General features: G+C 60.8%; 12 protein-coding genes. 1 reads left to right on the top strand and 11 read right to left on the bottom strand.

Going from position 1 to position 13649, the window contains the following annotated elements; all coding sequences use genetic code 11:
* Positions 1-34 precede the first annotated feature (34 nt).
* From ACZ1I5_RS04210 to ACZ1I5_RS04175, 8 genes are all read right to left on the bottom strand, one after another.
* Positions 35-1048, bottom strand: coding sequence for a glycosyltransferase family 2 protein (locus ACZ1I5_RS04210; protein WP_465172492.1), 1014 nt, complete (start codon positions 1046-1048; stop codon positions 35-37).
* A gap of 60 nt (positions 1049-1108) precedes the next feature.
* Complete coding sequence (locus tag ACZ1I5_RS04205; protein WP_465172491.1) at positions 1109-1957, bottom strand: M48 family metalloprotease; 849 nt, start codon at positions 1955-1957, stop codon at positions 1109-1111.
* Positions 1958-1998: 41 nt separating this feature from the next.
* Positions 1999-2232 (bottom strand): hypothetical protein, encoded by a 234-nt coding sequence (locus ACZ1I5_RS04200; RefSeq protein WP_465172490.1) that lies wholly within the window; start codon positions 2230-2232, stop codon positions 1999-2001.
* A gap of 58 nt (positions 2233-2290) precedes the next feature.
* On the bottom strand, positions 2291-3043 hold the full coding sequence (locus ACZ1I5_RS04195; RefSeq protein WP_465172489.1) for a WecB/TagA/CpsF family glycosyltransferase: 753 nt from the start codon (positions 3041-3043) through the stop codon (positions 2291-2293).
* A gap of 35 nt (positions 3044-3078) precedes the next feature.
* Positions 3079-4122 (bottom strand): hypothetical protein, encoded by a 1044-nt coding sequence (locus tag ACZ1I5_RS04190; RefSeq protein ID WP_465172488.1) that lies wholly within the window; start codon positions 4120-4122, stop codon positions 3079-3081.
* Positions 4123-4162: 40 nt separating this feature from the next.
* Positions 4163-6274, bottom strand: a complete 2112-nt coding sequence (locus ACZ1I5_RS04185; RefSeq protein WP_465172487.1) for a GumC family protein — start codon at positions 6272-6274, stop codon at positions 4163-4165.
* 181 nt (positions 6275-6455) lie between these two features.
* Complete coding sequence (locus ACZ1I5_RS04180; RefSeq protein WP_465172486.1) at positions 6456-7136, bottom strand: polysaccharide biosynthesis/export family protein; 681 nt, start codon at positions 7134-7136, stop codon at positions 6456-6458.
* 64 nt (positions 7137-7200) lie between these two features.
* Positions 7201-8475: an O-antigen ligase family protein gene (locus ACZ1I5_RS04175; protein ID WP_465172485.1), complete on the bottom strand. Its 1275-nt coding sequence runs from the start codon at positions 8473-8475 to the stop codon at positions 7201-7203.
* A gap of 252 nt (positions 8476-8727) precedes the next feature.
* Here ACZ1I5_RS04175 and ACZ1I5_RS04170 point away from each other — a divergent pair, with 252 nt between their 5' ends.
* The gene (locus ACZ1I5_RS04170) at positions 8728-9693 is read left to right on the top strand and encodes a glycosyltransferase family 2 protein (protein WP_465172484.1); all 966 of its coding nucleotides are present in this window, start codon (positions 8728-8730) and stop codon (positions 9691-9693) included.
* On the opposite strand, the gene ACZ1I5_RS04165 is transcribed toward ACZ1I5_RS04170, so the two are convergent.
* The 3 genes from ACZ1I5_RS04165 to ACZ1I5_RS04155 form a co-directional block, all read right to left on the bottom strand.
* Entirely contained in the window at positions 9672-10925 is a 1254-nt protein-coding gene (locus tag ACZ1I5_RS04165; RefSeq protein WP_465172483.1) for a glycosyltransferase family 4 protein, read from the bottom strand. The genes ACZ1I5_RS04170 and ACZ1I5_RS04165 overlap by 22 nt on opposite strands.
* A gap of 1 nt (position 10926) precedes the next feature.
* A complete protein-coding gene (locus tag ACZ1I5_RS04160; protein ID WP_465173887.1) occupies positions 10927-12222 on the bottom strand; it encodes a nucleotide sugar dehydrogenase in 1296 nt (431 codons plus the stop codon).
* 84 nt (positions 12223-12306) lie between these two features.
* Complete coding sequence (locus ACZ1I5_RS04155; RefSeq protein WP_465172482.1) at positions 12307-13608, bottom strand: hypothetical protein; 1302 nt, start codon at positions 13606-13608, stop codon at positions 12307-12309.
* Between the last annotated feature and the right edge of the window lie 41 nt (positions 13609-13649).

The following is a 13649-nucleotide window of genomic DNA, read 5'->3' as shown; positions in this document are numbered from 1 at the left end:
GGATGAGCGTCGTGAAGATTCGCTGCGCCACCATTTAACGCCCGACGCGACGGATATCTGGTCCATTTCGCCACTCGACGCGACGATTCCATGCTTCCCGCCATTGCGCGGAACTTTCGGCGTGACGCTTATTTACCCTCGCCGACAAGCTGTAGAGTCTGGCGCGCCACCATGCCCAGAGGAGTACCAGCGCACGTCCATAAGCGCGCCAGCCGGGCTTGAAATGCCGATTTATCAACCCAACCCGGCATCCAAGTTTGTAGATGATCTTCTGCGCCGCATCCCGTGTGCTACGCCCCCCGTAGTGAATGATGGTCGCCTCTGGCGTCATTCGCGGGCGAGCGCCAACCGAGCGGGCCCGGGCACACAGATCAGCTTCCTCGCCATACATGAAGAACGCCGGATCGAAGCCGCCAAGCTCGTTCCAGAATGCCTTTTCGATCAGGAAGAACGAACCCTGGACGACATCGACTTCGCGCTCGCTATCTCGCCGCCAGCCGCCATAGCCTTCGGGATTGAAGAGGCGGCTCGAACGAAAGAGAGTGGTCAACCCACTCGTCATGCAGAACATACTCCAGGGCGTGATCTTGCCCCACACCGAGCCAGGATTGAGGCTGCCATCGGCAAACACCGTCCGGCCACCCCATATGCGCGCGCCGGGCACACGCTCGGCAAAGGCCACCAGCTTGTCGATCGCGCCATCGAGCACGACAGTATCGGTGTTGAGCAGCAACAGATAGCGTCCCAGCGCCCGCGCGGCCGAGATATTCGTAGCGAACGCAAAGCCATGGTTCTCCCGTTCCGCCATCAGCACGATATCGGGAAATTCTGCGGCGATCGCCTCCGCTGATTCGTCCTGCGAACCGTTGTCGACAACGATAACTTCGAACCGCGCCTCCTTCGTCTCGGCATAGATCGAGCGGATGCACTCAAGCGTCATCTCCCTCGTGTTCCAGTTGACGAGCAGGACCGATACCAGGGGTATCTCCATCGCTGCATTTGGCTCTGCGGCGGTCGATAGACTCGGCGAGTTCCCGCGATTGAGCATTGGCATTCTCCGGCTCGGGCGCCGCTCAACGCGCGTTGATGGGATCGCCACCCAAAGCCTCTAACGTGGCGTGATCTCTTCTCGCAAGTGCGAGATGCGCTTACGGACACCCCAAGAGGTGCCCAATGGCGCATCGTCCGCCATTTTCTCGATCGCGGTCAGTGCATCCTGCGGAGCGTAACCCGCCTCTCGCATCCAGCCGAGTGCAAGATCGTCGACCCGTCGCTCGACGTCACGACCCGCTCGCTCGCTTCGCCGTCGTAGCACGATATGTCCAAGTTCATGCCCAAGGACGAAGGCCAGTTCACCATCCTTAGGCAGGAGCGCGATCGTCGCTTCGGACAGCTGTATCCAGCTCCCGCGCGATCGCGCGGAGACCTTATTGCTTCGTGTCAAGTCGAGCCACACGTCACAGCCGGGGTCTAGCGACAATGCGATTGACCGTATCTCCCCATTCCGTTCCACCTGCAAAGCCAGGTGCCCATCGCGGCCTTGCTCGGCAATCATCTTAATCGTCATTTCAACAGCAGCGAGGCCGCCATCAGTTGCTGGGTGCGGGGCGGGCAACGCGCCAATCAAGCGGATCGCGTCTTCTCGAGCGAGTCCCGCGTCGGCGGCGGGCGACGAATCGGCTACGGCAAGGATACGCGGAAACGGGACGCCATCAGAGAACCCGACCAACGGACGATCGCGGGGCGCGTACATACCGGGATGATCGAGCACAAGCCCAGCGATCGATTCGCCAGGACATTGATTCACCGCCGTCCGTGACAAGCGGTACAGCACGGAGACCATACGCTTGTACGCAGTTACGCGTTGCTCAAAATCTCCACCGGACGGGCGCAGCACCGCAGGCGCCTGTGCCGAGCCAACAAATATGAGCAAAAAAAATGGGGCCAGGAAACGCATTTCCCAGCCCACATTACACTTCGAAAATAGGTGCCAGCCGCTTAGCGATTGCTACGCGAATCATCGACGGCAACGATAATCACCCCGCCAATCACGACGAAGCCAAGGATGAAGAAAATCGGCGCAACGCCGAAAAAGCTGTCGCCCTTGCCCGTTTCGACGCTTTCAACAACCGACGGTCCGGAATAGGGTGCAGGCGCCGCGAGGGCTGCGACCGGCGACCCCACGAGAGCCACACCAGCAATCGTCGCAACCAACTTCTGAATGGTTTTCATAGTGGGTCTCCGTTAATTCCTACGTGAGGAGATACCTTCGAATCGCCAGCAAAGCAAGTCACTTCTTTCGCAGGTGCGGCATAAACGCCCAGCCCAGTATGATCGGGAGCACTTTGGGGCTTCGGATAAGGTACCGTCTCCATAGTCGCCGCGGCTCACTCACCAGCCGATGAAGCCATTCGAGCCCCATGCGCCGCATCACGAGCGGCGCACGTTGCTTGCGCTCTACTAGGAACTCGACGGCTGCGCCGATACACAGCGCAGTGCCGCTGATGCTGCCATCGAGCTTTGCGCGATAGGCCACCACTTCCTGTTGAGGCGAACCACAACATAACAAATGATAGCTCGCCGCATTCGATCGCATAAAATCGACCGCCGCCGCCATTGCCGCGGGATTTTCAATCATCCCCATGGGAGGAAAGTGCGTGGTAATCCGCGTGTCCGGCAGGATTCGCCGCAACCGCTCAGCGAGCTCAGCGTCGCCGCCCACCAGATTGATCGTCTCACCCGGCAAGATCATACCTGGGATGAGCCTCAGCACCAGATCGCTCCCGGTGATTGTGCTGAACTGGATGCCAAAAGGTTGCGCCAGCAACCGCAGGACCTGGCTGTCGCAAAAGCACAGATCTGCAGCCTCATAGGCTATTTTGACTTCCGGATCCTTGCTCTCGTGCAAGCGGACGATGTGGTCGACATTCGGCGTGACGACATAGCGAAACGCCCCATTTGAAGGCCGCACCTGAATCGCCGCCAATGCTTCGTCGAAGCTGAGACTATCGAAACGGATTCCAAGGAACTCGATGACTTCCATCAAACCAGCCGTACGGAGAGCATAGACTCGGGCATTCAATGAAGCGGCGTCAAGCCGACCTTGCTCACTGTTTCGCTGCCAGATGGTACCCATAATGCGAGCGCCTGGATAGGACAGTTCGTGTCGAGTGCGATCACGGCGCCGCTCGCGAAGGAAGTAGTGCCACTACCGCAGGATGTTTGCAGCCGCACGCGCGCGTCGGCAGCAGCGATGGCGAGACGATATTGCCCTGCCGGGAAGGCTGTCGTCAACTTCGCCACGATCGCCCCGGCGGCGCCCTCGATGTCGTACCGCAGCGCACCATTGCCAAACGTCACCCGCCCGGCGAGTTCGTCCGGAACAGACCAGGAGTAAGGCATTGCCTCTGGCGCATCGCTCCCCGGCCAGCTCAGGGGGTCCGCGCCGCTCCGCGTGCTCCAGATGCGCCACCCATCGACCTTGTGGCCTGTAACGCCGAAGGAAAGGCGCTGCACCAATGGAATGAGCACGGAGTCTGGCAGAGGCGTACCGCGGCGCCGCATATCTGCGAGCAGCAGCCTGATCGATTCGACTTGACCGGGGGAAGGATCGATCTGCCCGAAGAAGGCACTGCGCCACGAATGTTTTCGTGCAAAGATCGCTGCAACGCTTGCACGCGCGGTGGGGTTGGCAAGCATGTCGCCCAGTATCGCGAAATAAGGTTCGGGCCCGGTTGTCTGGGCGAACAGTTCGTCGAACACCGCGACCGCGCCGGAAATGTCGCGCTGCCGCCGCAAACTGGCGACGTAAACTTCCAGCATCGGACGATCGCGTCTCGACAACGCGTGCGCGTGCATGAGCAGGGCTTCGGCGAGATCGGGCCGTGGCACCACGCGCGACGTCGCGAAGAAGGGTTCATGATGCAGCGGCGAAGAAGCGACGGCGGCGACTGAAAGCTGCACGATTTGCGGCGTCGCCGCGCCTCTCAACGCCTCCCGGCGCGCAGCCACGGCCAGTGCCTCACCACTGCCGAACGGGAGGGACCAGCCGAGTTCAGGCCGATTGCTGCGCGCCATGGCCGCGCCGGCCAGGCTCACATAGCTGACCAAGCCAAGCACCACGGGGACTCCAACCGCCATTATAAGGCGACCGACCCGCATCTCAGGCACTTTCCCCCTTATAGTCGTAATAAGACAGGTAATAATTGTAGCCATAGCCGCTCGAGCGTGCATCGAACTTGGTGATGACCGTACCGAGAATGCGGCCGCCGGTGTCGCGCAGTCGCTTGAGCGTATTCTTTCCCTGGCCACGATGGGCGCGACCGGCCTCGACCACCAGGACGATGCCCTCGACCGAGCGCGCTATCAGTGGCGTATCGGCGAGGCCCATGACAGGCGCGGTATCGAGGATGATGATGTCGAACTTTTCCGACTGCGCCTCAAGGAAGTTCTCGAAAACATCGCTCGAGAATATCTGCACCGAGTTACTGGCAACCTTGCCTGCGGTGAGGATGCTGAGCGCGGAATTCGGCACCTTCTTGATGGCCTTCTCAAGCGGCATTGCACCCGACAACACGTCGACCAACCCCTCGGCCAGGGGAAGTTGCGCAAGGCGGTGCACACCCGGCCGGCGGAGATCGCAGTCGATCAACAGCGTCTGCAGCCCCATTCTCGCATAGTCGACTGCGAGCGCGAACGCGGTTGTCGTCTTGCCTTCCGAGGGAGCACTCGACGTCACCAGGAAGCTGCGCGGTCGGCCGTGAGCTGCCGAGAAGTCAAGTGCGGCCCGGATGGAGAAATAAGCCTCCGCCATCGCCAGCTTCGGGTTCGAGACGATGTTCTCGACGGTGATTTCCCCGGAGCCCGCTACCGGCACGCTACCAAGCACTGGGAGCCTTAGCTTGTTTTCGACATCCTCCGGCGACCGCACAGTATCGTCTATGCCTTCACGCAGGAGCCCAGCGAGAATCGCCAGCGCGATGCCGATCGCCAACGCGGTCAGAATGTTGCGGAACGCGTTCGGCTTGATCGGCGCGCCCGGCACAATCGCCTCATCCACCAACGACAGGTTGTTATTGATGATTCCCGACGCCGCATTCACTTGGTTGTAGCGCTGCAACAGATCGTTCAGGGTCTGACGATTCGTCGACACATCCTGCGCAAGGAGATTGAGCTGAACGCGGCGCTGCTGTTCGCCGAGCACGTCCCCGCGCGCGGATTGGATACCGCTACTGATATTGGCTTCCTGGCGTTGCGCGGCAAGATAAGCATTCTGGAGCGACTCCCGAATGTTTGTTGCAGTTCGCATAATCGCCTGATCGATGGACGCAAGCCGTGCCTGCGCCTGCTTCACATCGGGATGATCCGGCTCATAGCGCGCGCGCAGCTGGTTGAGTTGGGACGCGACGTCAGCACGCTGCTGCTGCAGTGTCGCCACGGTCGCATTCGATACGACTTCGGGCAGTTGCAGCAGCGAACTCGCCTGGGCCTGCCGCCAGCGGCTCTCGGCCGCAATACGATCCGCCCGGACCTGGCCCAGCTGCTGATTGAGTCCAACCAGGCTGGCAGTCGTCAGAGACCGGCCCGCCGCAGATCCCTCCTCTGTACGCGATGCTGCTGCGTCGCTGGCATCGATCAGTTGTGTGTTGCGAGCATATTCAATCGACTTCTGCTCCGACTCGGACAACCGTGAGCGGGCCGCCTCGATCTGGTGCGACAGGAAGTCGCGCGCGTATTTGCTCGAGTTGAACGACGTCTCGACATTCTGTTCGATGAAAGCTTCCGCATAGGCGTTCGCAACGAGCGCTGCATAACGCGGCGAAGGGCTATTGAAATGGAGCGCAAGGATGCGCGAGCCCATGGGTAGCGTCGTCGAAACGTTCCCGGCCAGGAGTGCGACCACACGCTCATGTCGGGCGCTGCGAAGCTGGCTGGCGGGCACCTGACCCTGGAGAGGCTTGCCCTTCATCGCCACGATAAAATCATCGCTGCGATCGAGCTTCAGCTTGTCGGCGACACGCTCCGCAATCGAACGGCTGGCGATCAGGTCCTGCTGCGTCTGAAGATACCGTGTCGCATCGGCGATGCTAGTGGCGGGATTGACGTCCTGCCCCTGGACGATGTTCGTCGACTCCTGCTTGATCTGCACGGTCGACTGGGCCTGATAGATCGGCGTCATGAGCAGCGTGATGACGATACCGACAAGGACCGCCGCGACGACAATGATCGCGGCCGGCCAGCGTTGCCGCCACGCCATCGCGCGAATGTCGGCCAAGCTGATGGAAAATCCTGAACTCTCCCGAGTCTCCTCGGAGTGCGACCCCATATCCGACGGGGAGGAGATTGCGCCCGCGCCGTCACGATCGTCCGAGACAGGCAGGTAACGGTCTAAATTAGCCATTGGTTACAACAATCCTTGGCGCTCGGGGCGTCGCTCAGAGTAGCTGGGAGGGACATCAGAACTTCGTGAAAAGCCCAACCAATGGTGCGACCTGCAGGAAGCCGCGCCAGAATTCGCGTCGTCCCGATCGGCCAACGACCACATAGTCTTTGGGCTGCAACTGAATATCGGACATGCGGCCGGCGCGGATCGCTTCCAGGTCGAACACGCCGAGATATCGGCCTGTCGGCGTCGTGCGGATGACGCTGACCTCCGCAGTCCTGGCGATCGGCGTCGGGCTCTTTGCAACCGCGACAGCCGACAGCAGCGTCATGCCATTCTGATACTGGAAAACACCAGGATTGTTTACCTCGCCCTCGACGGTGAAGGTGCGCGAATTATAGGCGGTGATGTTCACCGTAACCCGCGGCGAGACGACGAAACGCGCCATGTCCCCCTGGATACGGGCGCTCAATTGCGCTGCGGTCAGCCCAGCCACGGCGGTGCTGCCCGTCAGCGGCATTTCAATGTTGCCCGAAGGATCCACAGTAACGGCGGCGAGCGACAGTTCGGGCTCGCGATAGACCTGGACCGCCAACTGATCCCCGCTCTCTATCTTCGCGTTCGTGAGATCGGCGACGAGCAATTCGGGTGCGATGGAGTCCCCCGCGGGTCGTACAATACCCTGTTGCGGGTGCGGCGAGCCGCTGCACGCGCAGAGAAGCAGGCCAAGGGATGCCCCAATCAATCTTTTCATCTGGAACCAACCTCGTTCATGGCCCGAGCAACGCGCGGGTAAGGACAGCCAACTTCGAAACCAGTTACCCACAAAGTTCACCGGTCCGCAATCTCGATACGGTCTGCGCTTGGCCCGCCAACACGCAGACCGCGGCTGCGAATAGCGTCGCCAGCGCCGTCATGCGCAAGGGATAGTCGACAACAGAATGGAGTAGCAGGAGCAGGATAACGACGCTCGCCGCCCTGGGCAGCACCGCATCGATTCCCGGCCGCCGCCACACCTGAGACATCCGCCGCGCCAGCCATACCAAAAAAACGATACCCAGCGCAGGCCCAAACAAGCCCGTTTCCAGCATTAACTCAAGCCAGTCATTATGGGCGTTATAGAGGTGCAGTGGCGCGAGCAAGCCGACCGGCTCATGCACCTGGAAGATCTGATCGAACGTGCCGATTCCACTCCCGACCGGGAAATACACCATGGCGGCGTTAAAGGCCACCGGCCAGTAGCTGAATCGATCCTCCTCCCCCGTGATCGCTCGCGAGAAGACAAGGCCAAGCGGACCTCCCATATTGGGCAGAATCGTCAGTGCGATCGTCCCCACCGCCAGGATCCCCGCAACAATCAGCAACGCACGCCTAGACACGCCGGGCAACCCGTTACCAATCACCGCAGCAGCGCCTATTGCCGGGACCAGCAATAGGCTGCCGGTACGCGATCCGGTGAGCAAGGCACCGATGGAGAATATGCCGAAGATCATAATGCAAATGATCCACCGACCGGTCGGGGCAGGCAGGCCCGCGCGCTCAGCGAAGCGATCGCCCAAGCCGTGCCGTATGATGAATGCAGCGCTGATCGGGATCGCACACGCAAACATGATCGCCTGATGGTTGCGGTTGGCGAAGAGACCCGTCGGGGTCGCCGATCTGGTTTCGTAGAGATAGAATCCCGACCCGAAAAATGCCTGCGCCAATGCCAGAAGCAGCGACAAACCCGCAAAAACGACGAATATTGCGAAGAATTGTTCGATGCTTTTATCTCTCTGGGTAGCCCGGAGAAAGGCGTAGACGCCGAGTGGCGCGAAAAGGAAGACAGCGTCAGCAATTGTCGCGTCGGGGTCGAGGCTGACAGGACGGTTCGGCAGAACACCCACCATCAACTGGTCGCCGTAGACGAACAGATCGCGCCCCGGCAATGCGGACCAGATCGACGGAGGCAGCGGCACGAGTTGGATCACGAATAGCGCGCCCACTCCCATCAGCACCCAAGAGAGCAACCGGTCTTCTGCATAGAATTGTCGCCAGTCGAGCCTGTAGAGCGCCACTCCCAAGAGCGTCAGCCCTATGCCGATGCTGATCATACGGGGTGCCACGCTCTGCTGATTCGAGCCGCCCAGGGCCAGGAGCGTGAGCAGTGAAGCGGCGACCAACCACGCGCCCCACGGAGACTCCACGCCGCGACTCCAATGGCCCTGATCATGACGAGACGCAGCTAGCATTGTGTTGATCAGCCCCTATGCCGCACTGCAATAGAAAGTCCCGCCGCTATTGGCAAGTTCTCCCGTCGGATATAGAAAATGGCCACAAATTGGGCTCGGCATGGTGGGGGCGATGTGACTGAAGGCCCCGATCCAGACCTCTCGGTGCTTGTCGTAAACTGGAATACGCGGGCGATGACGATCGATTGTCTCGAATCGCTGTACGCGCAGACCAGGGGAGTCACTTTCGAGACAATCCTGGTCGACAATGGATCGCAGGACGGATCGGCCGATGCGATCGCTGCCACATTTCCACAGGTCCGGCTGATGGCAGAGCCCATCAATCACGGCTTCGGGCACGCAAACAACCTTGCCGCCGCGAGAGCACGCGGACGCTACCTGCTGCTGCTCAACAGCGATACGGTCGTTCTCGATCAAGCGGTTGACCGGCTGATGGCTTTTGCCGCCAAACGGCCCGAAGCGCGGATCTGGGGCGGTCGGACGATCTTCGCCGACGGCAGCCTCAACATCGGCTCGGCGTGGGGCGCGTTCGGCACCTGGAGCGCCTTCTGCTTCGCAGCCGGCCTCACGCTGCTGTTCCCGCGGAGCAACCTCTTCAATCCGGAAGGGCTTGGCGGCTGGGATCGGTCCACCGAACGGGAAGTCGATATCGTTTCAGGCTGTTTCTTCCTCATCGAGCGCTCGTTCTGGGAAGAGCTCGGAGGGTTTGCGCCGGACTTCTTCATGTATGGCGAGGAAGCCGAATTATGCGGACGGGCGCGGCGGCTCGGGGCACTGCCGCGCACCACACCTACTGCCACGATCATCCACCATGGCCAGGCGAGCGCATCCAACCGTTACGATGCGCGAATGCGGATTTGCGAAGCAAAGGTCGAACTCGCGCGCCGCACCATGGGCACGATCAAGTCACGTTTCACATGCGGGTTGATGATCATCGGTGTCGGCGTGCGCGCCCTGCTCTATCGACTAGCTGCAGGCATCATAGGGCGGCTGCGTGAGCCGGCGGAGATGTGGGGTGAAGTATGGGCGCGGCGCCGGATATGGAGCGCGCCCAAGCGTCAGGCGAACAATCGCTGGTAGGCGTTTATCAGCGGTGCGATCTGCTTGTCCCAGCCAAGCTCGCTATGAACCCGATCATGGCCGAACGAGCCCATCCGCTCACATCGTTCCGGATCGTCAAGCAGGGCGACGATCCTGGTCGCGAAATCGACCGGATCATTGGGTGTAGCATAGACCGATGCCTCGCCCGCGCTGGCCCGCCCCTCACGTACTTCGAATTGCACGATAGCCTTGGAGAAAGCCATATATTCCATGATCTTGTTCATGGTCGACAGATCGTTCATGGTATTAACGCGGTCGGGATTCACGCAGATGTCGGCAGTCGAAAGCAGTTCGAACAAATCGGCATCGGGCGCGCGGCCGGTAAAGGTCACATAGTCCGCCACATCAAGCTTGACCGCGAGTTGCTTCAACTCATCGAGTGCGGGCCCACCACCGACCAGCCCGAACTGAATGTCGGCTCGTCCGAGACCGTGGACGAGGTGACGGATGCTTTCGAGCAGCAGGTCGATCCCCTCCTGCGCGCCCATCACGCCGACATAGCCGACCAGATAGCGGCGCCCGTTACGCCAGCGCGGATTGGGTGGTACCGGCTTCACCTTGGCGAGATCTGGCCCCGAGCGCACAACGAACACTTGATCCGGGTCCATTCCGCCACGTTCGATGGCGATCTGCCGATAGCTCTGATTGGTGGCGATGCTGACCCGCGCAGCGCGGAACGTCAGCTTCTCGAATAGCACCATCAACCGCCAGAAGAAGCCGCGCCGGCCGAACTTGGCTTCGTAGAGCTCCGGATTGATGTCGTGATGATCGAACAGGTAGCGCACGCCCCAGGGGCGGAACAGCAACGCGACAAGGAAGATGAGATCAGGCGGATTGCAGCCATGGATCGCATGAAACCGGTTCTTGCGGAAGATACGCCACGCAAGCCGGCTTTCCCACCACAGGGCTGCGCCATATTCGAGCAGGTAGCCGACGGCCCCATTCGCGTCGAGGGGAAGCGGGTGACGCCAAATCTCGATCCCCTCGATCATCTCGTACGCGGAATCGAAGCCCTTGCCGGTCGGGCAGATTACCGACACCTTGGCGCCAGCGGCCGCCAGCGTGCGGGCCTCGGCCCAAACACGACGATCGAATGGCACCGGCAGGTTTTCAACCACCATCAACACATGCCTGCCCGCCAGCGGCTGGGCCTTCAAGACATCGTAGGTCGCCCGCCAATGCTCGACTGATGAGGTTTCGGCTAGCTGCATTTCAGAAGGCGAGCCTTTCAACGTCCATCACTGGCGTGCCAGGGGGGAGCGAAAGATCGTCAAAGGTTGCGTTCGTGCGAATCGCCAGGTCGAATTGAGACGCCGCGGCAGTCACGCCATCAATGAGCAACCGCTCGAGCGAGGGCAGCTGAGTGAAGGCATAGCCCAGATTTTGCCCTACCAGTCGGTCCGCGGTGATAGCCGGGTCGTAGATTCTGATCTCCTTGCCGGCGGCTATCAGCGCTCGGGCGATATGGACATTAGGGCTCTCGCGCAGATCATCGGTACGCGCCTTGAACGCGAGGCCGGAAAGAAGCACCGTCCGCCCCTCGCCCAGCCGCTCCAGCACGGCAGCGGCGACGAAATCCTTATGCGTCTCGTTACTGTCCACCAGATGGTCGATAAGGGGTATGCCGGCGCCGAGGTCCTCACCAAGCGCCTTGAGCGCACGCACATCCTTGGGCAGGCATGACCCGCCGAATGCTCCGCCCGGACGGGTATAATAGGCCGACAGGTTGAGCTTGGTGTCGGACTTGAAGATCGCGTGCACTGCGGCAGGATCGATGCCTTGCCGCTTGCAGATGCGGCCGATCTCATTGGCGTAGGCGACCTTGACCGCGTGCCAGGTATTGTCGACGAACTTGGTGATCTCGGCCGTCGCCCATTCGACGTGGAAGATCGGCGCCTCGATACCGTGATGGAGCTGGTCCATCATCTCGGACGGGCTTGCATCCCGGGTTCCGATCACGATCTTGGGCGGCGCGAAATAATCCGCGATCGCACTGGATTCGCGCAAGAATTCGGGGTTGTAGACCAGTTCCACCATCGAATCGGTGGCATCGCCGAATCGCGCCTCGATCATCGGCCGAATCATGTCGGCCATGGTTCCGGGCCGCATCGTCGAGCGATAGGCAAGCGTCAGCGGTCGGGCGCGATCGGCCGGCAGCGCGCCGGCGATCGCGCGCGTGACCGACAGGATATAGCGCATGTCGTGGCGACCATCAGGACCGCTTGGAGTACCGACGCAGACGATAGCAATGTCGGCGTCGGCCAACTCGTCACCCGGTTCGGTTGCCGCCGAGAGCAGGCCGGCAGCACGGCCATCGCGAATGAGGTCGCCAAGGCCGGGCTCCTCGATCGGGCAGCGACCCGCGTTCAAGGCGTCGACCTTTTCCTGGCTGACATCGATGCCGACAACCTGGTGTCCCTGGCTCACGATGCAGCCTGCGGCCGTGCAGCCAACATAACCCAGCCCGAAGATTGCGACTTTCATCCTGCTCTGCCCCCCGGATTCCATGCCAGCCAACGAATGTTGCGCCGCACAACGACTAATGCTGATCTTTTTGCGTCGCACAAGCGTCTAATGTCGATATCCCAGTCTTTAGTTGCCGAGCGCGAAGTTCCGACCTGCGCGTGACCGCGGTACCCCGCGCTTTGCGTCGGAAACTATTGGTGGCTGATAGCCCAGACTATAGGCGCGCTGGGCGCACGCTACGCAGGTTCCCAGCAGGAGGTTGAACCATGACAGTGCCGAACCCCAGAGCGTCACGGTGAACATCATCAGCGCAAAGCCGGTTAGCGAGATGGCGATACCCCGGTAGAAACGCTGGTTGACATAAGAAACATGGACGCTCGCCTTGGCCAGCGCGGAAATCGCCATCACCGTAGCCCAGATCAACGCAACCGCCGGGACGAGGCCGAAGCGGACCGCCAGCAGCAGCCAGTGCGCGTCGATGCTGGTGGTGACCATCCAGACCGGTCGCTCATAGTCCTCGAACCCGACGCCAAACCACGGATGCTTGCGCACCGATGCTGAACCATATGTCCAGATCAGCTCCCGGAAAAAAGCGGTGGATGAATCAAACACGAGATAGCGCTGGACGAAGCCGATCGCGCCAATATTGGTCGTGAGCTGCATGACAAGCAGCCCTCCCCCAAAAACCGTGAGGGCCAGACGCCAACTCAGTTCGCGGAACCGACGCTGCACCGTGTCGAAAAACATCGCGAGATAATTGATCATGAGCGCAGCGAAGGCCGCCGAACTGACGGTGAAGATGCTGCACAGCGACGCGAAGCGTCCGCACCATGCTGGCCAGCCGCGGATGCCGGACATCCCATACAGTGCACCCATCGACGCCAGATGGACTCCGGCCAGGATTGGATGGGAAAAGGGTCCCCTGGCACGCATTAGACCCATGCGAACACCCCCACCTTCCTGGAGAGCCGTTCCCACATCGCCAGCACTGGCAAACGCAGGAAGCCTGCCAAACAACGCCTCGGCAAGCGGCTGCACGATCGGTTGGTGGGAAATCGATTCGACCATGATGGACGCTCCGACGATCGCGAGACCGGGAGAAAATACAATCAGCGCCCGGCGTATTGCCGTAAGAGATCGGAAACTGATCCGTGCAAGATAATAACCCACGGTCGCGTCGAGCGCCTGTGATCCGCCACTGATAAATCCCTTCGTTATTCCGTAGTTGGCGGCCAGCGCGACAACCATCCAGATGCCGGCAAGCACCACGAGGAAATCCGGGAGGACGAAACGAATGGCGCCTTTGAAAAGCTTGTAGAGAACCCAGGGCAGCGCGATGATGAGCGCCAGACGATCGGAATAGAATGCCAGCCCGCCAGCGAAGAACGCGACTTCGCGTGGCAGTAGCGTCGCGTAGAGCACGATCATGATCGGGATCAACGAGACCTGAACATCCGGCCTGGCCAAGG

The sequence above is a fragment of the Sphingomonas sp. BL-S-30 genome, from assembly GCF_055521475.1.
The sequence above is the reverse complement of the archived record's forward strand: the minus strand, read 5'-3'. Positions and strand labels throughout refer to the sequence as shown.